The 26,939-nt window shown below is 60.8% G+C and carries 32 protein-coding genes and 3 pseudogenes; 12 read left to right on the top strand and 23 right to left on the bottom strand.

Annotation, left to right across the window (positions count from 1 at the left end):
- Window positions 1-17 precede the first annotated feature (17 nt).
- The 7 genes and pseudogenes from APH34_RS02330 to APH34_RS30240 all read right to left on the bottom strand — a co-directional run.
- On the bottom strand, window positions 18-1,409 hold the full coding sequence (locus tag APH34_RS02330; RefSeq protein ID WP_054899563.1) for a hypothetical protein: 1,392 nt from the start codon (window positions 1,407-1,409) through the stop codon (window positions 18-20).
- A gap of 49 nt (window positions 1,410-1,458) precedes the next feature.
- Window positions 1,459-2,037 (bottom strand): hypothetical protein, encoded by a 579-nt coding sequence (locus APH34_RS02325; protein ID WP_054899562.1) that lies wholly within the window; start codon window positions 2,035-2,037, stop codon window positions 1,459-1,461.
- Window position 2,038: 1 nt separating this feature from the next.
- Entirely contained in the window at window positions 2,039-2,476 is a 438-nt protein-coding gene (locus APH34_RS02320; RefSeq protein ID WP_054899561.1) for a hypothetical protein, read from the bottom strand.
- A gap of 299 nt (window positions 2,477-2,775) precedes the next feature.
- Window positions 2,776-3,327 carry an AAA family ATPase gene (locus tag APH34_RS02315; RefSeq protein ID WP_054899560.1) on the bottom strand — a complete coding sequence of 184 codons (552 nt, stop codon included), beginning with the start codon at window positions 3,325-3,327 and terminating at the stop codon, window positions 2,776-2,778.
- On the bottom strand, window positions 3,324-3,902 hold the full coding sequence (gene pnuC / locus APH34_RS02310; RefSeq protein ID WP_054899559.1) for a nicotinamide riboside transporter PnuC: 579 nt from the start codon (window positions 3,900-3,902) through the stop codon (window positions 3,324-3,326). The genes APH34_RS02315 and pnuC overlap by 4 nt, the downstream gene beginning before the upstream one ends.
- A gap of 144 nt (window positions 3,903-4,046) precedes the next feature.
- Window positions 4,047-4,781, bottom strand: a complete 735-nt coding sequence (locus APH34_RS30245) for a methyl-accepting chemotaxis protein (protein WP_371263291.1) — start codon at window positions 4,779-4,781, stop codon at window positions 4,047-4,049.
- A 138-nt stretch (window positions 4,782-4,919) separates the two neighbouring features.
- Window positions 4,920-5,591 (bottom strand): annotated as a pseudogene (locus APH34_RS30240) (cache domain-containing protein); the annotation flags it as partial.
- A gap of 387 nt (window positions 5,592-5,978) precedes the next feature.
- On the opposite strand from APH34_RS30240, the gene APH34_RS02300 reads away from it, so the two are divergent.
- Window positions 5,979-6,809, top strand: coding sequence for an undecaprenyl-diphosphate phosphatase (locus APH34_RS02300; RefSeq protein WP_054899837.1), 831 nt, complete (start codon window positions 5,979-5,981; stop codon window positions 6,807-6,809).
- 1 nt (window position 6,810) lies between these two features.
- Window positions 6,811-7,236 carry a DUF1294 domain-containing protein gene (locus APH34_RS02295; protein WP_054899557.1) on the top strand — a complete coding sequence of 142 codons (426 nt, stop codon included), beginning with the start codon at window positions 6,811-6,813 and terminating at the stop codon, window positions 7,234-7,236.
- 24 nt (window positions 7,237-7,260) lie between these two features.
- On the opposite strand, the gene APH34_RS02290 is transcribed toward APH34_RS02295, so the two are convergent.
- Both APH34_RS02290 and APH34_RS02285 read right to left on the bottom strand, forming a co-directional pair.
- Window positions 7,261-7,605, bottom strand: coding sequence for an MmcQ/YjbR family DNA-binding protein (locus APH34_RS02290; RefSeq protein WP_371263290.1), 345 nt, complete (start codon window positions 7,603-7,605; stop codon window positions 7,261-7,263).
- A 7-nt stretch (window positions 7,606-7,612) separates the two neighbouring features.
- Complete coding sequence (locus tag APH34_RS02285) at window positions 7,613-8,515, bottom strand: LysR substrate-binding domain-containing protein (protein WP_054899555.1); 903 nt, start codon at window positions 8,513-8,515, stop codon at window positions 7,613-7,615.
- A gap of 133 nt (window positions 8,516-8,648) precedes the next feature.
- Between APH34_RS02285 and APH34_RS02280 the strand changes: the two genes are divergently transcribed.
- Together APH34_RS02280 and APH34_RS02275 are read left to right on the top strand one after the other, a co-directional pair.
- Window positions 8,649-9,260 carry an FMN-dependent NADH-azoreductase gene (locus APH34_RS02280; protein WP_054899554.1) on the top strand — a complete coding sequence of 204 codons (612 nt, stop codon included), beginning with the start codon at window positions 8,649-8,651 and terminating at the stop codon, window positions 9,258-9,260.
- 127 nt (window positions 9,261-9,387) lie between these two features.
- Window positions 9,388-10,434: a dienelactone hydrolase gene (locus APH34_RS02275; RefSeq protein ID WP_054899553.1), complete on the top strand. Its 1,047-nt coding sequence runs from the start codon at window positions 9,388-9,390 to the stop codon at window positions 10,432-10,434.
- Here the strand turns inward: APH34_RS02275 and APH34_RS02270 are convergent.
- The 5 genes and pseudogenes from APH34_RS02270 to APH34_RS02255 all read right to left on the bottom strand — a co-directional run bounded on the left by APH34_RS02270 (window position 10,396) and on the right by APH34_RS02255 (window position 15,349).
- Window positions 10,396-11,589 (bottom strand): MFS transporter, encoded by a 1,194-nt coding sequence (locus tag APH34_RS02270; RefSeq protein ID WP_054899552.1) that lies wholly within the window; start codon window positions 11,587-11,589, stop codon window positions 10,396-10,398. The two genes, APH34_RS02275 and APH34_RS02270, sit on opposite strands and share 39 nt — an antisense overlap.
- Before the next feature lie 171 nt (window positions 11,590-11,760).
- On the bottom strand, window positions 11,761-13,347 hold the full coding sequence (locus APH34_RS02265) for an ABC-F family ATPase (protein ID WP_054899551.1): 1,587 nt from the start codon (window positions 13,345-13,347) through the stop codon (window positions 11,761-11,763).
- 20 nt (window positions 13,348-13,367) lie between these two features.
- Window positions 13,368-13,613 (bottom strand): annotated as a pseudogene (locus APH34_RS29860) (site-specific integrase); the annotation flags it as partial.
- Window positions 13,614-13,676: 63 nt separating this feature from the next.
- The gene (locus tag APH34_RS02260) at window positions 13,677-14,294 is read right to left on the bottom strand and encodes a class I SAM-dependent methyltransferase (protein WP_054899550.1); all 618 of its coding nucleotides are present in this window, start codon (window positions 14,292-14,294) and stop codon (window positions 13,677-13,679) included.
- A gap of 158 nt (window positions 14,295-14,452) precedes the next feature.
- Complete coding sequence (locus tag APH34_RS02255; RefSeq protein WP_256215512.1) at window positions 14,453-15,349, bottom strand: LysR family transcriptional regulator; 897 nt, start codon at window positions 15,347-15,349, stop codon at window positions 14,453-14,455.
- Window positions 15,350-15,500: 151 nt separating this feature from the next.
- On the opposite strand from APH34_RS02255, the gene APH34_RS02250 reads away from it, so the two are divergent.
- Both APH34_RS02250 and APH34_RS02245 read left to right on the top strand, forming a co-directional pair.
- On the top strand, window positions 15,501-16,709 hold the full coding sequence (locus APH34_RS02250) for an MFS transporter (RefSeq protein WP_054899548.1): 1,209 nt from the start codon (window positions 15,501-15,503) through the stop codon (window positions 16,707-16,709).
- 334 nt (window positions 16,710-17,043) lie between these two features.
- The gene (locus tag APH34_RS02245; protein ID WP_054899547.1) at window positions 17,044-17,481 is read left to right on the top strand and encodes an acetyltransferase; all 438 of its coding nucleotides are present in this window, start codon (window positions 17,044-17,046) and stop codon (window positions 17,479-17,481) included.
- 207 nt (window positions 17,482-17,688) lie between these two features.
- Here the strand turns inward: APH34_RS02245 and APH34_RS02240 are convergent, their stop codons facing one another.
- The 3 genes from APH34_RS02240 to APH34_RS02230 all read right to left on the bottom strand — a co-directional run bounded on the left by APH34_RS02240 (window position 17,689) and on the right by APH34_RS02230 (window position 19,505).
- Window positions 17,689-18,009, bottom strand: coding sequence for a hypothetical protein (locus APH34_RS02240; RefSeq protein ID WP_054899546.1), 321 nt, complete (start codon window positions 18,007-18,009; stop codon window positions 17,689-17,691).
- A 235-nt stretch (window positions 18,010-18,244) separates the two neighbouring features.
- Complete coding sequence (locus APH34_RS02235) at window positions 18,245-18,694, bottom strand: GNAT family N-acetyltransferase (RefSeq protein WP_054899545.1); 450 nt, start codon at window positions 18,692-18,694, stop codon at window positions 18,245-18,247.
- A 118-nt stretch (window positions 18,695-18,812) separates the two neighbouring features.
- Window positions 18,813-19,505, bottom strand: a complete 693-nt coding sequence (locus tag APH34_RS02230; RefSeq protein WP_054899544.1) for a YoaK family protein — start codon at window positions 19,503-19,505, stop codon at window positions 18,813-18,815.
- A 229-nt stretch (window positions 19,506-19,734) separates the two neighbouring features.
- On the opposite strand from APH34_RS02230, the gene APH34_RS02225 reads away from it, so the two are divergent.
- The 3 genes from APH34_RS02225 to APH34_RS02215 all read left to right on the top strand — a co-directional run bounded on the left by APH34_RS02225 (window position 19,735) and on the right by APH34_RS02215 (window position 21,308).
- Window positions 19,735-20,031, top strand: a complete 297-nt coding sequence (locus tag APH34_RS02225; protein WP_054899543.1) for a hypothetical protein — start codon at window positions 19,735-19,737, stop codon at window positions 20,029-20,031.
- Window positions 20,032-20,377: 346 nt separating this feature from the next.
- Window positions 20,378-20,746 carry a hypothetical protein gene (locus APH34_RS28510; protein WP_082422707.1) on the top strand — a complete coding sequence of 123 codons (369 nt, stop codon included), beginning with the start codon at window positions 20,378-20,380 and terminating at the stop codon, window positions 20,744-20,746.
- Window positions 20,747-20,978: 232 nt separating this feature from the next.
- Window positions 20,979-21,308 (top strand): hypothetical protein, encoded by a 330-nt coding sequence (locus APH34_RS02215; RefSeq protein ID WP_371263287.1) that lies wholly within the window; start codon window positions 20,979-20,981, stop codon window positions 21,306-21,308.
- Between the two features lie 7 nt (window positions 21,309-21,315).
- Here APH34_RS02215 and osmE read toward each other — a convergent pair whose 3' ends face one another.
- On the bottom strand, window positions 21,316-21,678 hold the full coding sequence (osmE, locus tag APH34_RS02210) for an osmotically-inducible lipoprotein OsmE (protein ID WP_054899836.1): 363 nt from the start codon (window positions 21,676-21,678) through the stop codon (window positions 21,316-21,318).
- A gap of 39 nt (window positions 21,679-21,717) precedes the next feature.
- Window positions 21,718-22,952 (bottom strand): annotated as a pseudogene (locus APH34_RS02205) (NADH:flavin oxidoreductase/NADH oxidase family protein).
- A 111-nt stretch (window positions 22,953-23,063) separates the two neighbouring features.
- Here APH34_RS02205 and APH34_RS02200 point away from each other — a divergent pair.
- Window positions 23,064-23,498 carry a MerR family transcriptional regulator gene (locus APH34_RS02200; protein WP_054899540.1) on the top strand — a complete coding sequence of 145 codons (435 nt, stop codon included), beginning with the start codon at window positions 23,064-23,066 and terminating at the stop codon, window positions 23,496-23,498.
- A 55-nt stretch (window positions 23,499-23,553) separates the two neighbouring features.
- On the opposite strand, the gene APH34_RS02195 is transcribed toward APH34_RS02200, so the two are convergent.
- Complete coding sequence (locus tag APH34_RS02195; RefSeq protein WP_054899539.1) at window positions 23,554-23,760, bottom strand: hypothetical protein; 207 nt, start codon at window positions 23,758-23,760, stop codon at window positions 23,554-23,556.
- Between the two features lie 211 nt (window positions 23,761-23,971).
- Here APH34_RS02195 and APH34_RS02190 point away from each other — a divergent pair, with 211 nt between their 5' ends.
- Window positions 23,972-24,760, top strand: coding sequence for a hypothetical protein (locus APH34_RS02190; protein ID WP_054899835.1), 789 nt, complete (start codon window positions 23,972-23,974; stop codon window positions 24,758-24,760).
- A gap of 85 nt (window positions 24,761-24,845) precedes the next feature.
- A complete protein-coding gene (locus tag APH34_RS02185) occupies window positions 24,846-25,346 on the top strand; it encodes a methylated-DNA--[protein]-cysteine S-methyltransferase (RefSeq protein ID WP_054899538.1) in 501 nt (166 codons plus the stop codon).
- A gap of 15 nt (window positions 25,347-25,361) precedes the next feature.
- Here APH34_RS02185 and APH34_RS02180 read toward each other — a convergent pair whose 3' ends face one another.
- The 3 genes from APH34_RS02180 to APH34_RS02170 all read right to left on the bottom strand — a co-directional run bounded on the left by APH34_RS02180 (window position 25,362) and on the right by APH34_RS02170 (window position 26,938).
- Entirely contained in the window at window positions 25,362-25,604 is a 243-nt protein-coding gene (locus APH34_RS02180; protein WP_054899537.1) for a hypothetical protein, read from the bottom strand.
- On the bottom strand, window positions 25,601-26,344 hold the full coding sequence (locus tag APH34_RS02175) for a carbon-nitrogen hydrolase family protein (RefSeq protein WP_054899536.1): 744 nt from the start codon (window positions 26,342-26,344) through the stop codon (window positions 25,601-25,603). The genes APH34_RS02180 and APH34_RS02175 overlap by 4 nt, the downstream gene beginning before the upstream one ends.
- A gap of 78 nt (window positions 26,345-26,422) precedes the next feature.
- Window positions 26,423-26,938 carry a DUF3016 domain-containing protein gene (locus APH34_RS02170; RefSeq protein ID WP_054899535.1) on the bottom strand — a complete coding sequence of 172 codons (516 nt, stop codon included), beginning with the start codon at window positions 26,936-26,938 and terminating at the stop codon, window positions 26,423-26,425.
- Between the last annotated feature and the right edge of the window lies 1 nt (window position 26,939).

The raw sequence follows: 26,939 nt of genomic DNA, 5'->3' as shown, positions 1-26,939 counted from the left end.
CCTCCAGGCCACAGCGGTTACATCGAGGTGTTGGAGATGGCCAGCGAGTTGCTTTGCTGGTTGCCCACACCGGCTGCCACGTTGACGCCCAGGTTGCCGCTGCCACCATTGACCGAACCACTCAGGGTTGCGGTGTTGGTCACAGGGTTGGCCCAGCCGGTCGGGGTCAGCACTTGGAAGGAAACAGTGTTGCTCAGGTCAAACGAGTTGGCCTCGCTGTAGCTCTTCGAGATGCTGTCCGAAGATTGCGATGCTTTCTCACCGGATTTTTCGTACGCCGATTCGCGGGACTTGTCGTACGAGGATTGGCGGGTCTTGTCGTACGAAGAGTCATACGATTTTTCGAACGAACTATCGTGGGACTTGGTGTACGAGTTGTCGTAGGCGCTTTCATTCGACTTGTCGATCGACGCGTTGAGCGAGGCGTCGAGCGAGCCATCGAAGGTAGCGCTGCGGGTGCGCTCGCGGCGGCCATCATCCGTGGTCACAGTGGCGGCAGCGGTGGCGGCGGCGGTCAGCGAGGCGTTCACAGAAGCACTCGAAGAGGAGCTTGCGCTGCCACTGTTGGCACCGCTGGCATTCCAGCTGCTGGAGCCGCTGGCATTGGCGCTGTTGGACCCACTGGCACTGCTGCTGTGGGAGCCGCTGGCACTGCTGCTGTTGGAACCGGCTACGTTGAAGCTGGAACTGGAGCTCTTGTCGACGCTGGCGTCGAACGTGCCATTGCGTGAGGACGAACCGCTGGACGAGGTGGTGAAGGTCAGCGTATCCACGCGGTATTCACGGTCTGCGTAGTTGTTGACGGTCAGGCCCGGGCCGTTCTGATTAGCAGAAGCGGTAGCGGTGGAGGTACCAATTGGCGCACTGTTGTTGGCAATGGCCATGGTATTTTTCTGCTGGTTCAGGTCGCCGCCAGCAATGTTGATGCCCACGTTGCCGCTGCTGCCGTCAGCCGAGCCGCTCATGACGGCGGAGCTTTGGGTCGACCAGTTGCTAACCGTGTTGTTGTTACTGTATTGATCGACTTTGGCAGTGGCAGTAGCGCTGCCGAAGACGAAGCTGTTGTCGATCGCAGCATTGTCGGACGCGGTGTTGGCGATGGCCGCCGCGTTGTCTTGTTGGTTGCCGTTACCGGCAGCTACGTTGACGCCCACGTTGCCACTTGCGCCGGCGGCAGAACTGCTCATCTCGGCTTCGTTGACGGTGCCTTCGTTGTGGATGCGGTTACCGGTGCTGCTTTGTGCGTCTGTGGCCTTGGCCGTGGCACTGGTGTAGACCGTTTTTGCCGGGGGTGTGTGATTGTTGTTATTGCCGTGACCACGCCGGTCGTTCTGATCCGCTTGTGCGGCAACAGCCATGACCGCAGCAATTGCGAAAACCAGAGGCTTGATTGCCATCGAGGGTTTCATGGTGTTTCTCCGTCTTCTTTAGGTTAAGTGTTGTTCTTACCTGTTTGGGTCAGTCCGCGACCCGGACGCTGAGGGTGTTGGCCATGCGGTTTCCCACCCCTGCGCTCTGATTCAACTGGATCACCCCACGGCTACCGGTGAAGGCCTGGTCACTCGTGGTGACCTGGCGATGGCCAGGTGCAGAGCCAGTTGCATCGGAGTTGTAGACCAGCGCCACGTTCTGTTGCAGGAGGACGCTGTCGTCGAGACTTTGCGGCTGTGCACCGATGCTGATACGCAGCGCGTTGGCTTGTTGGGTGTTGGCACCGGCGCTCTGGTTCACACCCAGGGCGCCACTGCCACGGCTGAAGGCGTCACCCTGGATGCTGGAACGGGCGTCCATGTTGGGGTCTACGGGGGCATTCTGGCGTTGGCGGATCTGCGTGGTCGCGCTGGCCCCCTGGCCGATCGCGAACGCTCGGGCGTTGGCTTGCTGCTGCAGGTCGCCGGCCGCCTGGTTGACGCTGAAATTGCCCTGGTACTGCGCACCGGACGTGTCGATGGTGGCCTCATTGATCACAGGGACCGGGGATTGGGCCAGTGCCGGGGCACAGCAGAGCGAGGCCAGGATGAACAGCACATGCCTCATCTCATTGGCCTCCGGTCAGGATCTGCAGGGGCGCCAGGCCACGCTGCACGCTTGAATTGACCATGTTGGCGATGCCGCTGCCCGAGCCCGTGCCACGGCCTGCGGCAAGGTTGGGCAGTTGCGTCTGGGTATTGATGTTGCCACCCAGGTTGTTGGTCTGCTGGGTGATAAGCGAACTGATGCCTGCACCGCTGCTGATGCCGGCAAAGTCACCATCGCTCAACTCGTTGGTCTGTTTGAGCACGTACGCGGACGGGTTGGCGTTAGCGGTGGTCGGGTAGGGGTCGGGCGCCAGGGGCGCGCGGGTGGCGATGCGCGGCTGCACATCACGGGTGATGACGATGATCCCGTTCTCGGCCTGCACGGGCACGCTGAAGCTCGCGGCCAATGCACAACCGACCAACAGGAGGCGGCACGTGCCTTTATCCAGTTTCCCCATGACGGCAATTCCTTCTTCGAGCGCTGGCCAAATACAGCGTTGCGAGGAAGGAGAGCAGAACGCGTGCCGCTTTTTGGTAATGCTTTGCAATCAGCGGCTTACACCGACTGCTTGGGCGCGGCGGTAAGTTGCTGTATCAGCGCTGAGACAGTATTTCCGCAAAATGGCGTTTTGCCCGCAATGGGCGTTGCTCGAAGGGCTTTTTCCGGCGATGTATCACCCGTGTGACACTGTTCCCTCAAAGGGGGGCAGGAGCGCGCAACGACGGGGCTTACGCCGCCTCCAAGTGTGTCACCGGTTTAACACTCGGTGGCGCAGGCGGGTGTTTGCCCGTGTAGCAAGCGGTGTACCGCATGCAGCGCAGCTGCACTGCGTTGGGGCCAGTCACCTTCGATGATCTGCAGTGCTTGCCGATGGTGTTGCAGCCATTGCAGGCTGTCATCAAAGAAGGTCTGACGGTCTGCTAGGTCCGGCTGGCTGCGTTGGCCGTCGGCCACCCAACCCACCCCCTGCGGGCTGAGCAAAAGGTGCAGGTCGTAGTGGCGCGCAAGCAAGGCTTGCTCCAGCCAGGGCGGGCAGTCGTGAAACAGTGTGCGGCTCCAGAGCATGTTGCTGAGCAGGTGGGTATCGAGAATGAGCAGCTCCGGGGCCTGCCCCCGGGCCTGGTCTTCCCAGCGCAACTGGCCCTGGGCGATGGGGGTGATGTCGGCATAACAGGTGTCGCGGCATTGCTGGTCGATGAAGTGGCGCACGTATTCGCCTACCACCACACCGCCGAAATGTGCCTGGATCTCGCCACTGAGCCAGCTCTTGCCGCTGGACTCGGGGCCGCACAGTACCAGCACCTTCATGGCAGCACCTTGGCCGCTTGCAGCGCCGGGTCACGGCGCCACTCCAGCCAGCCACGCACGGCAATTACAGTGAGCACGGCGAAGAAACCGGCGGTGAAGTACAGCTGCTGGTGCAGGTACTGGCCCACATAGGCCACGTCGACCACGATCCACAGCAGCCAGCACTGCACGCGCTTTTGTGCCATCCACAGTTGTGCGACTAGGCTGAACCCGGTCAGCGTAGCGTCGAGCCAAGGCAGCGCCGCATCGGTCCAGTGCGCCATGGCCGCGCCCAATGCCCCACTGAGCACCAGGCCTGCCGTGAGTCCGCTAAGCAGGGCGCCGGTCCGCAGGCGCGACACCTGGCGGGCGTGCTCGACCTGCCCTGGGCGCTTCCATTGCCACCAGCCATACAGCTGCAGCCCGGCGTAGGCCAGTTGCAGGAGCATGCCCGAATACAACTTCACCTCGAAAAACAGCCAGCCATATATAAGCACCATCACCAGGCCGATCGGCCAACACCAGGCGTTCTGTTTCACGGTGAGCCACACCGCAGTGACGCCAAGCACGGCGGCGATGAGTTCGAGGCCGGACATCGGCGAATCCTTGGTGGCTGGAAAGGGGGCGCGATTGTAGCGTGTGTGGCAGGGTAGGAGTAGAAGGCCCGAGGTTTCGGGCCAAGCCGGCGCCCCTCGATGAGCGCCGCGCTGGCGGCGGTTGGGCCGATCAGCGCGGTAAGCTCACACCCGGAACTGGCGCAGCAGTTGCTCCAGCTCTTCACTCAAGCGGCCCAGTGCCATGCCCGCATCGCTCGACTGGCGCGCAGCATTGGCGGTTTGCTGCGACAGCCCGGCGGTGTCGAGCACACTGCGGTTGATGTCTTCGACCACATGGGACTGCTGCAATGTGGCGCTGGCGATCGTGGCATTGAGCACGGTGAGGTTGTGCAGCGCCTGGCTGATGGCGTCCAGGCTCGAGCCTGCCTCGCGGGCCTGCTCGACGGTCTGGCGCGAGGCTTGGCTGCTGGTGTCGATGGCCCGGACTGCAGCGTCCGACTGGCTTTGCAGGTGCTCGATCATGGTGTGGATCTCCGCGGTCGACTGCGCACTGCGTTGGGCCAGCAGGCGCACCTCATCGGCCACCACGGCAAAGCCGCGGCCCTGCTCGCCAGCGCGGGCCGCCTCGATGGCTGCGTTGAGCGCCAGCAGGTTGGTCTGCTCGGCGATGGAACGGATCACGTCCAGCACCCCACCGATCTTCGAGCTGTGCCCGGCCAGGTCGCGAATCACCTGCACGGCCTGGTCGATGGTGGCCGAAAGGCAGTCGATCTGCTGCAGGCTGCCGTGGATGGCCTGCTGGCCATGCTCCACCTGCTGTTGCGCTGCGCGCATTTCAACGGCGGCCTGCTCGGCGGTCTTGGCCACGTCCTGTACCGCATAGGTCACTTCGTTGACAGCGGTGGCTACCTGGTCCATTTGCATTGACTGCTGGGCGCTGTGCTGTTGCGCGGCACCCGCGTTACTACCCACGTGCCCGGCTGATTGCGCCAGTGCATGCGCGGCCCCCTGCAATTGGCCGACCACGCCCTGCAGCTTGCCGTTGAAGCGGTTGAAATGCTCGCCCAGATGAGTGATCTCGTCACGTCCATGCACGTCCAGGCGCCGGGTCAGATCGCTTTCGCCACTGGCAATGTTGCCCATGGCTTGCACCGCCTCCTGCAATGGCCGGGCGATGCTGCGGGCGATGAGCCTGACTACCAGGGCCATCAGCAGGGCAATGCCCAGACCTAGCAGTGACGCATCGCGCAACTGGCGGGCGAACTCGGCCTGCACGTCGTCGATGTAGACACCAGAGCCGATGATCCAGCCCCAGGGCTTGAACAGTTGTATGTATGACGTCTTGGCAACCGGCTCGCTGGCACCGGGCTTGGGCCACCGGTAGTTAACCGGACCTTCGCCCTGGCTGCGGGCGAGTGCGGCCATCTCGTTGAACACGGCAAAGCCGTCAGGGTCGCGAACGGCCGAGAGATCCTGGCCATCGAGCTTGGGGTTGGCCGGATGCATGATCATCGTCGGCCCCAGGTCATTGATCCAGAAATAGTCATCGTGGTCGTAGCGCAGCGTGCGCACTACCTGCAGGGCTTGCTGCTGGGCCGCTTCGCGGCTCAACGTACCGGCGGCCTCAAGGCCCTGGTAGTAGGCCAGTACACCCGCGGCCGTCTGTACTACGTGACGGGTTTTCTCGGCCTTGGCCTGGTACAGATCACCCTGGATCTGACGTAGCATGAGCAGGCCAAGAATGACCAGCATCGCCACTGCAACCAACAGGATCAGCCACAGGCGGCGGCTGATCGACATCGACCTCAAGCTCTTCATTGACGGCACTCCAGCCTTGTTCTTGTTATTCAAGTGCATCCAAGCATGCTTTGTGTCTGACCCCCACACGACTAATGGCTAAGTGCCATTTTTCGCCTAGTCTGCAGGTTGCCGTGCAAGCCATTGCAAAGCCGCTCTGATAGGATTTCGGCCGCGAAAGATGAAACCTTTAGGCAGACTGAACTTTTCTGCTGGCGCTGGTCCCAGCATCGCTGTAAAAAGCCGCGCCGCATTCGGCAAACACAAGCAAACCAAGAACAAGGGGCCTGCAACGTGCAGCGCTCCAACGGGGGAATGATGGATTTTTGGACTGCCTTCCAGGCAATCATCTTAGGCGTGGTCGAAGGGCTGACAGAGTTTCTGCCGATCTCCAGCACCGGGCACCAGATCATCGTTGCCGACCTGATCGGCTTCGATGGCGAACGGGCCATGGCCTTCAACATCATCATTCAGCTGGCGGCCATCCTTGCGGTGGTGTGGGAGTTTCGGCGCAAGATTTTCGAGGTGGTCTTCGGCCTGCGCAGCCAGCCGACGGCGCGGCGCTTCAGCGCCAACCTGCTGTTGGGGTTCCTTCCGGCCCTGGTGTTGGGTGTGTTGTTTGCCGACCTGATCCATGAATACCTGTTCAACCCGATCACCGTGGCGACGGCGCTGGTGATCGGCGGTGTGATCATGCTCTGGGCCGAGCGCCGCACGCACCGTGTGCAGGTCGAGCATGTCGATGAAATGCGCTGGTCGCACGCCCTCAAGATCGGCTTCGTCCAGTGCCTGGCGATGATCCCCGGTACCTCGCGTTCAGGTTCGACCATCATCGGCGGCCTGCTGTTTGGCCTGTCGCGCAAGGCAGCCACCGAGTTCTCGTTCTTCCTGGCGATGCCGACCATGGTCGGCGCGGCGGTGTACTCGGGTTACAAGTACCGCCACCTGTTCCAGCCCGATGACCTGCCGGTGTTTGCCCTGGGGTTCGTCACCTCGTTCATCTTCGCCATGATCGCGGTGCGTGCATTGCTCAAGTTCATCGCCAACCACAGCTATGCGGCGTTTGCCTGGTACCGTATCGTCTTTGGCCTGCTGATTCTGGCGACCTGGCAGTTTGGTTGGGTCGACTGGTCGACGGCGCACCCCTGACATGGCGCGCACACAAACGGCCAAGGAGGGCGCCGCTCGCAAAGTGGAGGGTGTACGCAACGTACGCCTGAAACTGCTGATGCTGGCTGCGCTGTGCCTGCTCCCGGCAGTGGGTGCGGCGCAAATGGCGTGGCGCGGGGGCTCATGGTGGCCGTTGGCGGTATATCCGGCGGCGAGCCTGATCACCCTGTTGCTGTACTGGCAAGACAAGCACCAGGCCCGCACCCAGGCGTGGCGCACGCCCGAAAAGGTGCTGCACGCCAGTGAGTTGTTGGGAGGCTGGCCGGGCGCACTGGTGGCCCAGCAGTTGTTTCGCCACAAGACCCGCAAGGTGTCGTATCAGGTCGTGTTCTGGGGGATTGTGCTGGTACATCAAGCGTTCTGGGCCGACCACCTGTTTCTGGGGCAGCTTGCGTCGTTGATATAACGGCTGCCTGGCGCCCCAGGCGATTCACATCAGCAAACCCACCTGCAATCGCTTCGCCAGTCGTCGCACCACCAGTTGATGCGAGCGCTGCAGCAGGTCGCATAGCTCATCCCTGCCCATGGGGTAGGGCGCTGCCATGCTGATCCACCGCGCCCGCGCCAGATAGGGGGCCGGGCGCACGCCGGGCCGGTCGCAGTAGCCCAGAAACAGCTCATCGGCCACCTTGAACGACAACCCCGCACCCGCAAGATCGAGTACCGCGAACATCTTGTTGCCGGCGACCGAAAACACCCGGATACCGCCCCATTTGTAGTCTTCCTGCGCCCCAGGCAGGCTCAGACAGAAGGCGGCAACCTGCGCTTCGTTCATTGTGTGTTTAGACATAACGCTCTCCACATGCCTCGAACGACGCCGCCAGGTGGTCGATCCATACCCGTACTGCCGGCAACAAACCACGCCGGTGGGGGTACACCGCCTGCAGGTAGCCGCCAGGCAACGACCAGTCGGGCAACAGGCGCACCAGTTCGCCGCGTGCCAGTTCTTCTTCGCAAAACATGCTGGGCAGGGCGGTAAAGCCTAGCCCGGCGCGCACGGCAGCGTTGCGCACCACAAAATCATCAATTGCCAGGCGCGGCTCCAGGGCAATGTCCTGTTGGCGGCCCTGGGGCCCGAGCAGGCGAAAATGCACCAGCCGGTCTGCCTCTGCTGCGCCAAGCACCGGCAACGAGGCCAGTTCGGCCGGCTCGCGGATATGGTCGGCGAAGCCCGGCGCGGCGACCAGTTGCATCTGTGCCTGACGCAGCCGGCGGGTGACCAGTGCCGGGTCTTCGTCACCCAGGTCACGCACCCGCAGGGCAACGTCGATGCCCTCCGAAATAAGGTCGACGCGGCGGTTGAGCAAGACCATGTCCAATTGCACTTGTGGGTATTGTTCCAGGAAGCGGCTGATCACCTGCGGCAGGAACGCATGGGCCAAAGCCACCGGGCAAGACACTCGCAAGCGCCCACGGGGTTCGCTGCTCATGCTTGCCACCACCTCGTCGGCGGCCTCGGCCTCCAATAGCATGGACTGGCAATGGTGCAGGTAGCGTTCGCCCACGGCGGTCAGCTTGAGCTGGCGCGTGGTGCGTTGCAGCAAGCGGGTGCCCAGGCGCTCTTCAAGCTCGGCGATGCGTCGCGACAGGCGCGACTTGGGGATGCCCAGCTGGCGCCCGGCAGCCGCAAAACCGCCGGCTTCGACCACGCGGGCGAAATAAAAGAGGTCGTTGAGGTCTTGCATCGCAGGGGCTCACTGTTCTATCTGTGGGACAAACTAACGCATTTTTACTGACTTATCACTCATTAGGCGCCTCGGTAGGATTCTCCCCATTGTGATCGCCCAACGCCGCGGTCTTCATTCGCAGGAGAGTCCCATGAAACTGTTGCACATCGATTCGAGCATCCTGGGCGACAATTCCGCCTCGCGCCAACTGAGCCGTGAAGTGGTCCAAGCCTGGAAAGCCGCCGACCCGAGTATCGAAGTGGTGTACCGCGACCTGGCCGCCGATGCCATCGCTCACTTCTCCGCAGCTACCCTGGTGGCTGCAGGTACGCCAGAAGGCGTGCGTGACGCCGCGCAGGCGTTCGAGGCCAAGCTCAGCGCCGAAACCCTGGACGAATTCCTGGCCGCCGACGCCGTGGTCATCGGTGCGCCGATGTACAACTTCGGCGTGCCGACCCAGCTCAAGGCCTGGATCGACCGTGTCGCCGTTGCCGGCAAGACCTTCAGCTACACCGAAGCTGGCCCGCAGGGCCTGTGCGGTGACAAGAAAGTGGTGCTGGTATCGACTGCCGGCGGTGTGCACGCAGGCCAGCCGACCGGGGTTGGCCATGAGGACTACCTCAATGTGTTCCTGGGTTTCATCGGCATCACCGACCTGGAGATCGTTCGCGCCCAAGGCCTGGCCTACGGCCCGGAACACCGCAGCAAGGCCATCGACGCCGCCCAGGCGCAGATTGCCAACGCGCTGTTCGCGGCGGCCTGATCGGCCCTTGTGACAAACCGGCTGTCGCAGACGCGCCAGCCGGTTTTTTCATCCATTTTTCATCTGCCATCACACTGGGCAGTTCTATCCTCACGCTATCCCCTCGCTGCGCGTGGAATAGCGGCTGATGAACATTGCCCCTTGCTTGCTGGCACTGCTCCTGCTTGGCGGCCTGTTGCCCACTGCCGAGGCGGCATCCTGGGTGGCCGGCCTGCACCACATGATCTTGGATGACCCGGTCGATGCCCGCCCCATGCAGGCACTCGCCTTTTATCCGGCCCAAGGTACTCCCCACAGCCTGCACATCGACGGTTACCCGGTCGAGGTCGCTGAAGAGGCTCCGGTCGCCCTTGGCCAGTTCCCGCTGCTGGTGCTCTCCCACGGCAACACTGGCAGCCCGCTGGCCTTGCACTACCTGGCCACCTCGCTGGCACGTCAGGGCTTTGTCGTGGTGGCCGTGGTGCATCCAGGCGACAACGCCCGCGACCATAGCCGCCTGGGTACCTTGAGTAATCTCTATGGCCGACCGCTGCAGGTGAGTGCCGCCATCACAGCGGCCCGTGACGACGCATTGCTCGGGCCTTATCTGAACGACGGCAAGGTGGGCGTGATCGGCTATTCGGCCGGCGGGGAGACTGCGCTGATCCTGTCGGGTGCGCAGCCCGATCTCGACCGTCTTCGCCAATATTGCCTGGAGCGCCCGACCGACGCCGACGCCTGCAAGACCCACGGTGTGCTGATTGCCGACCGCAGTGAGCTGACACCCACGGCTGACGCCCGCGTGGGAGCCGTGATGCTGATGGCACCCTTGAGCCTGATGTTCGGTCGCCACGCCTTGGCCGGGGTCAAGGTGCCGGCCTTGATTTACACCGGGGACAACGACCAACTGCTGGCAGTGGACCGCAATGCCGAAGCGCTGGCCCGCAAGCTGCCGGTCACCCCGGATTATCGCCTGCTGGCCGGTGCCGGGCACTTTGTGTTCATGGCCCGTTGCGATGACGAGCAGCGGGTGCGCATGGCGGCCTTGTGCAAAGATGCCGACGGCGTCGATCGCCGCCATATCCACCATTCACTGCAACAGGACACCGCGGCGTTTTTCAGCCAGGCGCTGGGTGCCCCGGAGCAGGCTGAGCGCTCAGCCGCGCTGGCTGCGCCTGGCCAGCAGCAACGTTAAACCAACCCCGGCCAGCGCCAGCAGGGCCGCAACGCAGAATATCGAGGCATAGCCCAAGTGCACCGCCACGGCACCCATTAGCGGGCCGGCGATGGCCAATGCCAAGTCGAAGAACACCGCATAAGCACCCAGCCCGGCTCCGCGGCTGCTGCTGGGCACCTGCCTGATCGCTTCCACGCCCAGGGCCGGGTATACCAATGACAGCCCGAAGCCAGTCAAGCCGGCGCCGATCAATGCCCAGGCAGGCGAGGGCGCGAGCCAGAGCAGGCTCAGGCCAGCCACCTCGGTGGCCATGCAAACGACGGCGACGTTGTAGCCGCCAAAGCGGTTTATCGCGTTGACGAACAGCAACCGCGAAATGATGAAGCACAGCCCAAAAGCGCTCAGGCACCAGGCCGCACCAACCCAGCCCCGCTCCAGGTAATACAGCGTGACGAAGGTCGTCAGGGTGCCGTAACCGATCGATGCCAGGGTAAGCCCCAGGCCGCAAGGGGCCACGCGGCCGAATGCCGACCAGAACGGCAGGCGCTCACCGCGCACCACCACCACGTCCGGGCGCTTGCGCAGTACCACCAGGGCGAGCGCGGCAAGCCCTAGCAACGCTAGGCCCAGCACGCTGAAGTTCAGGCCATCGACTGCCAGCACGCCCAGCGGCGCGCCAATGGCAATGGCCCCATACGAGGCGATGCCGTTCCAGGAAATGACCCTCGCTGTGTGCTCAGGCCCCACCTGGTTGATGCCCCAGCTCAGGGTGGCGACACCGATCAACCCTTGGGCGAGCCCCAGCGCCAGGCGCCCGACGAGCAAAAGCGCCAAGCTCAAAAGCGGCAAGCTCACGGTCCAGGCCGAAAGCAAGGTCAGCACCCCGCAGCCGGCGATGCCCAGCAGGCCATAGCGCACAGCGCGCTTGCCACCGAGGGTGTCAGCCACCCGCCCGGCGAACGGGCGGCTGAGGAGGGTGGCCAGGTACTGCAAGCCAATGGTCAACCCCGCGATCACCGCACCAAAGCCCAACTGGTCATGCACATGGCTGGGCAACACCGCGATCGGCAGGCCGATGCAGAGAAACGCTATGAAGGTGTAGAAGACAATCGTCAGGATCTGCAGGGTGATAGTGAAGGTATGGCTGGCGGGGGCGGGTTGTTGCGCGGTCATGGGCTCGTTCGCGGGCGGGCGGTTGGGCGTGGCGTCATCATGGCCGTTGCGCGAAGAAAATGAAAGCAGGCTAACGGAAATGCCGTGCTTCGGGGGGAGTGCCTCTTCGCGGGTGCACCCGCGAAGAGGCTAGCCCAGTCCCCTCAAGGAAACCAAGCGTGCTCAGCGACCTTAGACCACCACACCCTGGCTGCGCAGGTAGTCGTCATAGGTCCCGCTGAAGTCCACCACACCATCCGCTGTCAGCTCGATGATGCGGGTCGCCAGGGACGACACGAACTCCCGGTCATGGCTGACGAACAGCAGGGTACCCGGGTAGTTTTCCAGTGCCAGGTTCAGCGCCTCGATCGATTCCATGTCCAGGTGGTTGGTCGGTTCATCCATCACCAGCACGTTCGGTTTTTGCAGGATCAGCTTGCCGAACAGCATGCGGCCTTGTTCACCACCCGAAATCACTTTGACCGATTTCAGAATCTCGTCGTTGGAGAACAGCATGCGGCCGAGCGTGCCACGGATCACCTGTTCACCGGTGGTCCATTGGCCCATCCAGTCGAACAGGCTCACGTCGTCCTCGAAGTCGTGGGCGTGGTCCTGGGCGTAATAGCCCACTTCGGCGCTGTCGGTCCATTTCACTTCACCCTTGTCCGGCGTCATTTCACCCACCAGGGTGCGCAGCAGGGTGGTCTTGCCGATACCGTTCGGGCCGATGATCGCCACACGCTCGCCGGCTTCAATGGTGAAGCTGAAGTCCTTGAACAGCACCTTGTCGTCGAAGGCCTTGGCCATTTTCTCGACGGTTACCGCCTGGCGGTGCAGCTTCTTGGTTTGCTCGAAGCGGATGAACGGGCTCACCCGGCTCGACGGCTTGACCTCGGCCAGCTGGATCTTGTCGATCTGCTTGGCGCGCGAAGTGGCCTGCTTGGCTTTGGAGGCGTTGGCCGAGAAGCGGCTGACGAATGTCTGCAGTTCAGCGATCTGGGCTTTCTTCTTGGCGTTGTCCGACAGCAACTGCTCGCGTGCCTGGGTAGCGGCAGTCATGTATTCGTCATAGTTGCCCGGGAACACGCGCAGCTCACCGTAGTCCAGGTCGGCCATGTGGGTGCAGACGCTGTTGAGGAAGTGCCGGTCGTGGGAAATGATCACCATGGTGCTGTTGCGCGCGGTGAGGATGGTCTCCAGCCAGCGGATAGTGTTGATGTCCAGGTGGTTGGTCGGTTCGTCGAGCAGCAGCACGTCCGGGTCCGAGAACAGGGCCTGGGCCAGCAACACGCGCAGCTTCCAGCCCGGTGCCACTTCACTCATCGGGCCGAAGTGCTGTTCCAGCGGGATACCCAGGCCGAGCAGCAGCTCGCCGGCGCGGGATTCGGCCGTGTAGCCGTCCATTTCGGCGAATTCGGTTTCCAGTTCGGCGACGGCCATGCCGTCTTCTTCGGTCATTTCCGGCAGCGAGTAGATGCGGTCACGCTCGGCCTTGACCTTCCACAGTTGGGCGTGGCCCATGATCACCGTGTCGATGACGGTGAAGTCTTCGTAGGCGAACTGGTCCTGGCGCAGTTTACCCAGGCGCGTGTTGGGCTCGAGCATGACCTGGCCACCGGACGGCTCCAAGTCGCCACCGAGGATTTTCATGAACGTCGACTTGCCGCAGCCGTTGGCGCCGATCAGGCCGTAGCGGTTGCCGTTGTTGAATTTGACCGAAACGTTTTCGAACAGCGGCTTGGAGCCGAACTGCATGGTGATATTAGCGGTGGAGATCAAGGAGCTTACCTATCAATAACTTACGTGGCTTCTTCGCAGCTACGGACCAATTTCTGACCAATCTGGAGCTTTTCCAGCCCTTGCCAGTCGTGGGACGAGTTAATCCAGCGCGCATAAGTCGATAAGAGCATCTGCACGCTATGCCCGAGCTGTTGGGCGATAAATGCGGGGTTGAGACCAGACATTGAGCATATTGTCGCATAGGTGTGGCGGCAGTTATACGGGGGGCGGTATCTGATCCCCAATCCTTTGAGGATCAGGCGCCATTAAGGGTGCAGGTCCGGCGTCGGTGAATTGCCCTTTGCCTTGCCTACGGATGAGTGGGTCTGTCAAATCAGTTTGCGGCAATAGCAATAGATGAACTTTTGCACCGTACCAAAGGGGGTGCGGTGATCCTCTTTCGCCTGGCCCAACAGCTCATACTGCGCACCGAAGGTGCCGTGCAAATCCTGTGCAGTATAGCGCTGCACTGGAAGGCCACTGCAGAGGTCTGGGCCATCCTCGGCGAATGTGCCGACGATGACGAATCCGCCGGGTTTAACCGCACGCTCTACTGCTTGAAGGTAACGTTCTCGATCTGCTGAATCAGTGAGAAAATGAAAAACGGCCCGGTCATGCCAAAGATCGAAGCGGTGCATAGGGAGCTCTACACGCGTGATGTCTGCCTCCAACCATTTGATGGCGTTGGCCCGTGCCCCTAATCTGGATTGGGCTACTTGGAGGGCAGCGACGCTCAAGTCGAGCACTGTGATATCGGAGAACCCCCCTTGCAGCAGGTCGTCGACCAGTGTCGATGCACCACCACCAACATCGATGATGGCTGCTGAGGGCTTAGCCCCAGTGCGATGAATAAGGTCCAGGGAACTCGCAGCATGCTCTTGATACCAGCTGACGCTGTCAGCATTTTTTTCGGTATAGACACGTTCCCAGTGGGCTTTGTCTCGCATTACAAATTCCTCGGTGTACTCAACATTACTCGGGATCCATCAGTCGACGTGAGCTTATTGAACTCACCGTCGGGGGGATTGGAACCCTCATCGTTACTATCTGCCGGTGGCGACGTCAGCTGTACTGAACACTACCCTGCAGCACCCACGTCGCTCGATTAGTCGATAGGTTCTATGTCCGTCAGCGTAGCGGCACTGGTTTCTTTGATCAGCTCGATGAACTCCACGATATAGGGCTTACTGCTATCAGTCGTGAGGGTCGCGGCCCAAATCTCAGCGAACAGACCACCGCGCGTAATCGGCTTGGCGGTGATGTACTGGCGTTGCAGGTAGGTCTGCACTGCCCAGCGAGGCAGCACCGCGATTCCACGTCGGGTGGCCACTAGCATGAGGATGGCTACGGTCAGTTCAGTCGTGCGCCGTGACGGACTTATTCCTGCCGGCTTGAGCAACAACTGGAGGATGTCCAGCGCAGACTCTTCGACCGGGTAGGTGATCAGCGTCTCATCGCGAAAGTCGTCGGCATCTAAGTAATCCTTGGTGGCCAGAGCATGATCGTTGGCCACCAGGGCAACCAGGCGCGAGCGGAACAGGTGGTGAAAATCGACTCCCGCTTCTGGCTCGCGACACGACACCATGGCCAGATCCGCCTCACCTTGATGCAGCAAGCCGACAGGGTCGGCGTGGTACCCGGACACCAGATCCACTTCAACCTCCGGCCAGCGTGCCCGAAAGGCATCGACGGCAGGCATAAGCCAGTCGAAGCATGTGTGACATTCGATGGCGATCCTCAAGGTGCCGGTGGTCCCATGGGCAATCTTCAGAACATCACGCGTTGTCTCGTGCAAAACAGGAATGACCTTGTCGGCAGTCTCTAGCAGACGCTTTCCGGCGGGCGTGAAGATGACAGGTGATGATTTGCGGATGAATAAAGGCACGCCGTAGAAATCTTCCAGCGCCTTGATGTGATGGGAAAGCGCCCCCTGTGTCAGCCGCATCCAAGTGGCCGCCTTTGAAACGCTGCCGCTGTCACGCAGGGCCGTCAGGGTCTGCAAGTGCCTGACGTCTATCGGTATCCTGTTCATTAATTTTTTTGAGTCAGTTGGCGAATATTATTCGATTGAATAATGTTAAGTCGATTCCAATAATTTGCCAATCCTCTACACCAACCGGTCGGACGGTTCCGACCACCAGAAAGGACACCCCATGATTGGCACAAGAATGCACCGACAGGTTTTCCTGTTGGCCTGCGCCCAAGCACTCTTCCAGACGGTCTCGGTAGCGGTGATGACAGTGGGGGGATTGGCTGGCACGCTGATCGCCGACCGCGCGGACCTGGGGACGGTGCCAATCGCGAGTATGTTTATGGGCACCGCCGTGGCGATGTTTCCTGCATCCAGCTGGATGGCTCGCCGAGGTCGCCGGGCAGGCTTCCTGCTAGGCGCACTGCTCGGCGTGCTGGGATCGCTGATAGCGGCCTATGGTGTTTGGAAAGCATCGCTAGCGGTAATGGCAGTCGGCACCTTTCTCATCGGTAGCTATCAATCATTCGCCCAATTCTATCGCTTCGCGGCGAGCGAGGTCGCAGACGATGCCTTCCGACCTAAAGCGATATCACTGGTCCTCGCGGGGGGAGTAATCGCGGCCCTATTGGGGCCTACCGTAGGACGTATCGGAGGCCCTCTGCTGCCAACGCTGTATGTCGGCTCCTTCCTCATCCTGGCGGTGGTTTCTGCAACTGCGGCAGTCGTTCTACTGTCACTGCGCATGCCGAATGTCCAGGCAGACCACGCCGATCCCAGATTGGGCAGACACTGGTGGAAGGTCGTGTCTCAGCCCGTGTACCTGGTTGCCTTGTTTGGCGCCGCCACCGGCTACGGGGTCATGATCCTGGCCATGACAGCCACTCCCCTTGCCATGTTGCATCACCATCACGACCTCAGTACGGCCTCGACAGTGATCCAGTTGCATGTTCTTGGAATGTTCCTGCCGTCGTTCTTCACCGGCACGCTGATTGCCCGCCTTGGCGTGCTCAAGGTCATGCTGGCGGGCGTCGTCACGCTCATGGCGCACGTCCTGATGACCTGGACAGGCACGAGTTTCCGATCTTTCGCCACCTCTCTGGTCCTGCTAGGCGTGGGCTGGAACTTTCTATACATCGGTGGGACCACCTTGCTCACCTCCAGCTATACATCTGCGGAAAAAAGCCGGGCGCAGGCCATCAACGACATGGTGATCTTTGCAGTAGGGCTGAGCTGTTCATTCGGCGCGGCATCCCTGCTGCAGAAACTGGATTGGCAGATGCTCAATACATTGCTATTGCCATGGCTGGCATCCGCAGCGTTGGCCATTCTCTGGTTTGGCTGGAACAAAGGTCGCAGTTCATTTAGCGCATCAGGCTCCATTCAGCGATAAAGAATTGGAAAACACCCTAGTGCTATGCAGCTGTCGCCGGTGGAGTATGAGAAACGGTATTTTCTGAGCTTGGAGGGTGTCTAGGAAACCAGGGGCGATTCACAGATCCCTACGGCCTGACTCCCCAAGCCTGCTTCTGTCATTCTATTCGTAATTTTTTATTGACACCCCGAAGACCTCTCAGTACTTTTCTTTCCTCCCTCCTTTCCGGCCACCTCTGCCGTGAACCGCCCAGGCGTTAACTCGCGAAGCGGTCATACACGTTGCCGACACTTATACGGTCGCGATCGACTAGCGCCCCTCATTTCCGATATAAAGTGTTAAGGATGATTCTATGATCATTCGTCAGGCTACTAACGCCGACCATCCGCACCTGCTCAACATTTGGCTGCGCTCCGTTCGCGCCACCCATCACTTCCTGCAAGAATCCGATATTGGGGCATTGCTTCCTCAGCTCCGCGATATTTACCTACCCGCTGTTGAAGTATGGGTTGCGGTAGATGCCGAGGACTGCCCGCTAGGGTTCATCGGGCTCAATGAAACCCATGTAGAAATGCTCTTCATCGAACCCGATCTGCGAGGGAAAGGGATTGGCCGCGCGTTGCTGGATCATGCCCGCACTTCGCGCAGTCAGATGAGTGTTGATGTGAATGAACAGAACCCCGAAGCGGTAGGGTTTTATTTACATTACGGGTTTGTTCAAACAGGTCGTTCTCCGCTGGATGGCGAGGGCCGTCCCTTCCCCTTGCTGCACCTGAGCCTGCCCGGATAGGGCTGTAATGGTGAATCGCTCCTAAGCTTCTGCTTTGGGGCGATTCATTATTCATCAGGCAAGCATTCATTGACTGGGTAGCAATTGTCCAATCTCACTGGCTCATGATTGCAGCCGCCCGTTCGAACGGCACTGGTCATCCTCAAAACTGGATCGGAGCAGGCGCCTGGTCGGCTAGTCTTGCCGCCAGGCTACCCGGCTGACGCATTAGAGTTTGTACTGAATCGTGTAGGACTCATCGGTTCGAGGTTCAATGGTAATCGGCATGCCGAATAGCTTCCCGTTGCATTCACTGACGACGCAGCGGTACACGGACCCCTGCCTGAGCAGGGCCCACAAGCCTTCGTCATGTATCACGATACGCACGACACGGGTTTCCGGATCTTCTCTTACTTGTGCCACATGGTGATCCAGGTCGCAGCCGAATTCAGGCGTGGTAAACTCAGGATCGTAGCCGATCAGCACCCCGTGCCTTTTCAATTCGTCCCGGATACGCTCAATCACGTCGTCTGCTTCTTGTTTAAGCATGATCGTTATCTCACGGTCTTGAACCCATAAAAAACTCTAGCTGACCCTGACGATTTTCGCTGTGGTTGGTGCAACCAGCGATCCACCCTCATTCCTGACGTTAGCCAGCGCCTTCATTCCAGATGACCCCAGGCGACGTTCTCAAATAACGAACGCTTTCAAAGGGAACGCTCGTTAGAAAGCATTAGTCATATCTCCATCAGCGGCGCAATCCAGGCGCCCAGTTGGAGACATCCTAGAGCCGTTTTTCCATGACGATGGTGCGCTCAGCCCCATGGAACTCGTCGCGGATTTTCTGATAACCCAACGCGGCATAAAACTGTTCAGCTGTAATCGACGATGGCACACGCACAGCGTCAACACCGGCGCGGACAGCGATGGCATGAATGGCACCCATCAGCTGCCGACCGATACCGCCTTTTTGATGCGCAGGATCAACGAAAACGCTCCTGACTACCTCACCGTCGAGACTGGCAGTGCCGATGATGGTATCGCCCAGCAAGGCTACCAGAACCTTGCGCTGGACGAGTTGTACCGTGACGGCTTCAGGAGCAAAGTTGCGCTCAACCTGAGCGATGATATCGGGCGCGTAGTCCTGTGAATTTGACTGACGCAGAGCGGCAATTACCACGTGGCTAATCGCTGCTGCATCTTTGCTCGTGGCGCGACGAACGTGACATTCCATGCTCAGACCTCGATCCTAAACGATCACAACGTCACTCATCATAATGTGCCTGGCTCTGTGCGACAGTCCTGCCGCTTATCGCTGGCCAGGCCATGCAGGCTCCGTCCTTGCCTTCGCGCTACTTCGGCATGTAGGCCCGTTGCCAGCGATGCGGAATGACAATCGAAGCGGTGGCAAGCAGTGCCGCCAGTAGGCCGTTGATTGCCAGCGCCGTCATACCAAACGTGCTTTGCAACAGCGCGCCCGCTACCGCCCCCAGCAACATACCAAGCCAAGGTACCAGTTGCACCCGCCACCCAGGCTTGCGCTCACCCATTAGCCAGCGACCCAGGCCGCGCCCGAAGCGAGAAAGGGCGCCCGTCACATACGTCAGCCCGATGGGCAGCCCATTCACTTCCTCCACGACCGCATTGATCATGCCCATGGAAAGCACGGCACAGACCAGTGCCACGAGCGGTGTCGGCAGCACCCCAGCCAGGCACAGCAGGCCCCCCACACACAGGAGCAAGGGCCAAGAGCGCCGATTTACCCAGCGCGCCACGATCACGCCCATGGCGTTGCCGACGACGAACGCCACAATCAGCGTTGCGATGGTGAGGATGGCGCAAGAGTCGCCCTCGCCAATCGAAACGGCCAGTCGCGTGGTATTGCCACTCATGAAGGAGACGAAATCGCCCGTGGCGGTAAAGCCCACCGCATCCGTCATGCCAGCCAGGAAGGAAAGTGCTGCCACAAAACACAGCCCGACCTTGCCACGTATCTGTGCAATGCGCTTGCCGCGCGCGGTGTAATGACTTGATTGAGGAAGCATTAGGCATCGAACGCCGTGTTTTACCTGAGAGTGCTTTTAACATGAATAGTGGGAGGCCTCTAGTCGATAACCCGTCGGCTAGTTAGCACCCCCAGCGGCAACCGCGGGTATCGAGGTGTTTGCCTGGTCAGGCGTACAAATGTGCTCTTGTCGCATCAAGGCAGAAGTTGCGTGCGTGCCAGTGCTAATCTGCCCTGGTTAGGTGAGCGTATTGAATCAGGAGGTGTGAATGAAGCGGCATTTGCTAGGGTTGGCCTTGCTAGGTGTTTCGGGGATTGCCAGTGCAGAAATACCGCTCGTGAACGCCACATGCCCGGGCAACATCGAAGTGCATGCGGATGAGGGCGGCCCCGTTTACATAAATGGTAAGCAAGCCAAGCTGAAGAAGTTCAGCGATACGTATTTCGAGGCCAAGGGCAGTGGGGTAACCCTGTCGCTGATGGTCAACCCGGATGGCACGGTGAGCGTTTCCTACACCGGTAAGGGCCGTGCGAATGGCGTCTGCGAACTGACAGAGCAGGACTGACACACCTAGCGCAACGTTTCAACATCATCAAGGAGCAAGACCGGTCATGATCGGTATAGGCGTATCAATGTTGGCACTGGGGTTGGCCACCGCAAATCCTGCCTTCTGGATCCCCGGGCTGGTTTTTACAGTTATCGGCAGTAGCGGGCGCATGGGTCGACGGCGGCGAATGTAGCAGGCCTATTTCTGCTGGAGGGCGCTTCAGTCAGCACACGTTCGATATAACGAACAAGCATATTACCTTGAAACTAACGAGGGGTAGTATGTAGGCCACAGAACGAAAAAAAGGGTATTGCTGTTTCGATGGCCTTGGTTCACCACCGCGGGGGCAGCAGGAGTGTGTCGCGTGAAGAGTTTCAGGTCAGCCGCAGGCGCAATACTGGTATCCGCTGTTTTCACAATCTTGATGGGAGGGTGTGCACACAACCCGGATGTTCGTGAAGGACACGATTATACCTTTGGCACTACCGATAAAAGCCCGCCCGATTATCTGGGGTGCGTCAAAGGTGAACTTCAGCGTAATGCGACCACCTATGAAGTGGGTAGCGGCGACTCGGTGCAACTGTTCGTGGACAGCACAGACCCCACTACAGCCAACGGCCTTGTCGAAGTGCACGGCGCCGGTACGCATCATCAGTTCACCGCCTATCAACGCGACGCCTGGTATGACCATGGGCGGTTGCTCGATGCTGCGCTCATGTGTTCAAAAGCCTAGCCAAGCCCATAAACCGGTGGCAACAAGACAAAAAGCCCGCACCGTAGAGCGCGGGCTTTTTGCGATGGGTGCTGATCCATCAGCGGGTCGAAGTCTACGGCTGCCTGGGAGCCGGTGAAATGCGACAGAAGTCTTGCGCGCTCATGCGTCCGGGCAGAGCACGACCTTGGTTGATTAGTGTTGGCGCGCCAGTGAGGGTAATATGCCCCAGGTCCATATCGGTCAATTGCAAATGCCTCTACTTCGTATTCTGTTCTGCTCTGTTCTGGTTGCGGGCCTGGCCGGCTGTGCCAACCCGGGCAAGCCTACTGCCAGTAAACTTACCAAGAAGTCGCCCAGTGATTACGCCGCCTGTGTGCTGCCCAAATGGCAAGCACTCTCGCCGCAGACCACGCAAAAATCCATCAGCCACGGTTATCGCCTGACTGCACCCAGTGCCGTGACTTCAGACGTGGTCCTGGAAGTGGTCGAGTACCACGATGGCAGCCGTGCAACGTTTTACAAGGGCAGCTTCCTGACCGGCGATAAACTGCGCCAGGTGGCTCGGGATTGCCTCGAGTGATCACCCGTCAATAGCCCGATCCGCCAAAGCCGCCCATGCTCGGTGAAGGCCGCCTGGCTTTCTGCTGAGCAGCGCTCCATTCGGCGCAGGTCATGAAAGTGGTCCTGTCCACCTTGCCATTCCCGTCGAAGCTGACGCTGTAGGGTTGAGTCTGGCCCGACCTGACCAGTAGGTAGTCAAAGCACGAACCGGGTACCACGGTGCGCTCGGACTCAGCCGTCGGCTTGCCGCCTATCTGCAGCACTTGCTCCTTGCTCATGCCGTTATCGACTTTCGATACCAGCGGCTGGTCATGGTAGAGGGATGCGGTGCTCGAACAGCCGGGCAACGCGCCCAGTGCCAACATCAGTGGGAAGATCGATGTATTCATGGCAGTGCTCCCGTCAGAGAACGCCGGCATGGCACAGCATCAACCCAGTCGGCTATTCATCATACGCCTGTACTGCCTCACCCGGCGCAGGGTGCACCATTGCTCCAGCAGCACGGCGCGCAGTGGCCAAGCCTGTCCCTTGGCTCGGCTTCCGGCCGCCAGCCGGCGCATTTGCATTTTCACCAGCGCCATATAGGCGAGCGCGGCGAACGCCTTGCGCTTCCAGCGGATGGGCTGCAGTTGGGCCGTCGCGCTGGCTTGGCCGCCTTGCCAGCGTTTGGGCAGCGTGGGGTCTATGGCCAAGGCGGTGGCGATTCCGGCCATGGCCACGCCACTGTCGAGCACCTGTTCGACCACCGGCAGACGGCGGATGCCGCCCGTAACCATCACGGGCATTCTGGCAATGCTGGCAATTTCGCTGGCGAATGTCAGGAAGTAGGCTTCGCGGGCCAGGGTACGGCCGTCACGGGTATCGCCCTGCATCGCAGGTGCCTCGTAACTGCCGCCTGACAGCTCTACCAGGTCTACCGGCAGTTCATTCAGCCATAACACTACCTGGCGCGCGTCGGCGGGTTCGAAACCGCCGCGCTGGAAGTCTGCCGAGTTGAGCTTCACGGCCACGGCAAAACCTGGGGACACTGCTGCACGTACGGCCTTGACCACCTCCAGCAGCAAGCGCGCGCGATTCTCCAGGCTGCCGCCCCAGCGGTCCTGGCGCTGATTGCTCAGGGGCGACAGAAACTGGCTCAGCAGATAACCATGCGCAGCATGGATCTGCACACCGTTGAAGCCGGCCTCTTCGGCAAGGGCGGCGGTGCGGGCGAAACGGTGGATCAGCGCGGCGATTTCCTCTTCATCCAAGGCCCGGGGCAGGGGAACAGCCTGGACAGGCTTCCCATGTCCAAGGCAATGGCCGAAGGTGCCACGGTAGGTTGGCCCAGGTGCGCGCGCATTTGCCGCCCCGGGTGGTTGATCTGCATCCAGAACTGCGCACCCTTGGCCCGGCCAGCCTGAGCCCATTGGCGAAAACGCTGCAATGGCTGGCTGTCATCGAGCATGACGCCGCCGGGACCGGTCATGGCGGCGGGGTCGATCATGACATTGCCGGTCAGCAGTAGCCCAGCGCCGCCCTCGGCCCACGCTTGGTACAAGCGCAGCAATTGATCGGATGGGGTCTGGTCCGGGTTGGCCAGGTTTTCCTCCATGGCCGCCTTGGCAATGCGGTTGGGAATGACACTGCCATTGGGCAGACGCAGGGGTTGGAAGGGGCGCATGGTGATCTCTCCAAAAAATGCCGTGCATCGGACCGGGCCGCGGCAGGGTTGGGTTTTGGAGAAGGCTAAGGTTAAAGTAAACCTTAAGGTCAAGAGGGCATTTTACCTAACATGAAAATTGGCGAACTGGCCCGGCGCACCGGGCTGAGTGCTTCACGCATTCGTTTTTATGAAGCCAGTGGGCTGATCGAAGCCCGGCGCCTGGGCAACGGCTATCGGGATTACCCCGAACAGGTGGTGCGGTCGCTGGAAATCATTACCTGTGGCCAGCAGGCAGGGTTCAGCTTGGAGGAAATGCGCACGCTCACCCAGGCATCGGGTGCCGGTGCCGCACGTCATGACCTGTTGCTGGCCAGCCTCAAGCGCAAAGTGGCGGAAATCGAAGCCATGCAGCAGCGACTGGCGCAGAACCGGGCGCAGTTGCTGGCGGTTATCGCGGGTATCGAGCGCAAGCCGCAGGGGATGGATTGCGAAGCGAACGCCGAGCGGCTCATTGCCGGATGGCAGGCGGGCGAGGACGAAGATGTACCCCACAGCACCCTCTGACACGCCAGTTCGGTAGCCTGCGCGGGGGTAGGGCAACCCACCCCCAACACAAGCGTCAATGCACCTCGCCGGCCAGGTTCATGCGCCGGCACTGCACTTCTGCCGCGGTCCTGCTCGGGTAGCTGGGCTTGAGCCGCTCCTTCGCATAGTTGTCGTAGATGTCGAAGCCTGCGCATACGGTAGCCGCACAGTACCTGCTACCGATGCGCAAGGACTCCTTTTCGAGGGGTACAGCCGGTACGATAACGAATCTCGGTTGCATACTTGGTGCCTCCCCAGGCAGAGCCCTAAGTATTAGTCTGGTAGCAGATAACCATCAAGGCGACTCATGAATAAAAGCGCGGCCTGCTGCCGACTGGCCAAGACGTTTTGAGACCCGCTGGTCGATTCGTGTAAGGTTTTTGTAAAAAAGGTCGCGGGTTGTTCAGGGGTGGTTATTCTGTTTTGTATAAACAAAACAGAAGATGTACCTGATGAACCCACTTCCGTCGCAGCTCAATGCTGAACGCGGGGCGTTCTCCAGTTTTGAGGCGTGTCGCAATACCCAGCAGGGTACCGTGGTGATTCTTGCGTCCGGCGCCTCCGCCCGGCATTTTCCGCTGGGTGAGTTCGCTCACCTGCCGATCATCGCCATGAACGGCTCTGTCGCGCTCACTGCCGCCTGTGCCGTGAAACCTTTTTTCTACGTGTGCACCGACAAGAGCTTTCGCGATCAACAGCCTGCGCTGTTTGCCCTCGCGTTGCGTGACAGTGAACGCCTTGCCTTATGGCCTGAGCAGTTCGCGGGGGCCGATATCCCGCCGGGTACCGAGTGCTACCCGCTGCACAAGGCCGCCAATCCTGGGGTATTCGACTGCCTGCGCGGAGGCGGAGCCAGCCATGTCTGCAGCCGGGCGTTATGGAGCAAGCGAGGCAGTTCGATCGCGTTCAGCAAGGACCTTTCCATTGGCTACTACGATGCTCGCACGGTGGTGTATGTGGCCTTGCAACTGGCCTATCACCTAGGTTTCGAGCAGGTGCTGCTGGTCGGGGTGGACCTTGACCAATCGGTGGGCCGCTTCTATGAAACCGATGACGGCGAACATTCACCCTGTGGCCTCGATCAGCATTGGCACAGCCGTATCCTGCCAGCGCTGACCCTGATGGCCGAGCAGGTGATGGATGAACATTTTCGTGTGTACAACGTATCGGCCAGTTCCCGCATCCCCCCGGCGTTGGTCCCGCGGATCAACCTGGCAGAGGCTCGCCGTATTGCCGCATAGCAATTGCTTGCGCAAGAAAGCGGGTGCGCAGGCCCAGGGGGCGGCGTTACAGTGCGCTGACTTTGCCACACAACGAGAACGTCGCATGTCCAGCGCCTACACCTTCATGCCATCCCCAGTCGGCTGCCTGACGCTGGTGGCTCGCAACGAACGGCTCGCTGCCGTGCTATGGGAAGAGGAACGGGAAAACCGCGTGCGCCTGGGCGAGTTGCACCGCGATGACCAGCACCCGGTGCTGCGCGAAACCGCGCACCAGCTGGGTGAGTATTTCGCAGGCTCGCGCCGGTGTTTCGAACTGCCCCTGGACTTTGCCGGCACCGAGTTCCAGCGCCAGGTATGGGCGGCGTTGCTGACCATTCCCTTTGGCCAGACGCGCAGCTACAGCGACATTGCCCGCCAGATTGGCAACCCCAGCGCGGTACGGGCCGTGGGCGCTGCCAACGGACGCAACCCCATTTCCATCATCGCTCCGTGCCACCGGGTGATTGGCGCGTCCGGGGGGCTGACCGGGTTTGCCGGCGGCTTGCCGGCCAAGCAGTACCTGTTGGCGCTGGAAGGCCGCCAAAGCTTGGCGCTGGACGTGTAGCCGGGTGTGCCGCCCTCAGCTCAACCCGTACACAATCAGGCAAACGACCAAGGCCACTACTGACCCCGCCATCAGCGTGTACTGCCGGTGCGCCCGACGAGCCTGCGGCCTGACTTCGCGCAGGTATTGCCCGGGAGTCGGCGCATCGGGCCGGTGCCGCAACCCTTCGGCGATCTCAGCCAACTGGCCCTGGATCAACAGGCCAACCAGGTAGTAAGTAGCGGCAAAACTGGCCAACGTAAAAAGCAGGTACTTCATACAATAGAGGCATCCAGCGGCACGCCGAGGGCGCTGTTGTTCGCGATGTCGAGCAGGACCAAGCCTTCCTGTCGGTCGTCCAGAACGGCCAGCAGGTTGCCGTGGTTATCCCAGGCCGCCGAGCCGCCGGCACCTGTGAAGTTGTCGGTGGGGCCCACGCAGTTGGCCATGAGCACCGGGATACCCAGGCTGCAGGCGACCTGCCGATAGTGCTCATGGCCTTCACGAATGCCCTTGGCAGTCTTCGCCACGCTGACAAGGTAAAGCTCGGCGCCCAGCGCCTGTGCTGCTTCGGCATGGGTCATGAACATGGATTCATAACAGATGGCAGGCGCCAGCTGCCGCTGCCCGACCGCAAACACCATGGGCTGGTCACCCGCCGTGAAGAACGGCAGTTCGTCAGCATGCAGGCGTTGTTTGGCATACGTCAGGCGCGGTAGGCCAGGGCGCAGGATCGGCATGCCGATGCGGATGCCTTCGGCGGTCGACAGCGGCAGGCCTACGGCTGCCGTGATTCCCAGCCGGTCACAGAGCGCCTGCAGTGGCGTGAGTAGATCGGTGCTGGCGGGCAATGCCAGCGTTCGGGCCAGCGCAGGTTCATAGCCGGTCAGGGACAGTTCGGGGAACACCACCACGTCGGCACCTAGCGTCGCAGCCTGCTCGATACAGCGCAAATGGCGGCTGAGATTAGCGGCCAGATCGCCCTTTTGCGATGCCCATTGCACGGCACAGAGTTTCATCAATGCGTCCCTTCCCTGGTACAGGTCGAAGGGCCGAGCATACTACCGGCACGTTAGCCTGTACCAGTGAAGGGTAATTCACGAAGCCGGGTGGGCAGCGAAACGCTGGCGGAACCAGTCATCGAGCATGGCTTTCTCGGCGTACAGGCGGTCACTGTTGCTGGCACTGCGGCCAGGGCGGCTCAGGTACATCTTGTCGCTCACCCGCTCCTTGGCCTGCTGGTCGGGTTTGCCGGGCTGGCTCAGGGTGTAGCTCAGGTCGATGCTCGGCCAGGTGATATCGCGCATGAAGCGCACGTCGTAGGCGCGGCTGTGCCAGGGCTCGAAGCGGCCGGCCAGGTCGATGTCACTGATGTCGATGACCAGTTGCTGGCCGGGTTGCAGATAGCGCAGGCCAAGTTTCTGCAGGTACTGGGTGAGCGTCGTCATGACGTAGCTGTCGGCGCCGCGCTCGTAGCCTGCGCTGTCCAGGCTCGCGTCGCGAAATTTTTCCGGATGGTTGAAACGCACCTCGACCTGCGCAGCAGGGGTGCCTTGTGCCATGCTGTTGACTGATAGCGCCATGAGCACGGCACCGACGAGAGCGATACGCATG

The sequence above is a fragment of the Pseudomonas sp. NBRC 111131 genome, from assembly GCF_001320525.1.
In the GTDB taxonomy this organism is placed as follows: domain Bacteria; phylum Pseudomonadota; class Gammaproteobacteria; order Pseudomonadales; family Pseudomonadaceae; genus Aquipseudomonas; species Aquipseudomonas ceruminis.
This window is presented reverse-complemented; position numbering and strand designations above follow the sequence as displayed.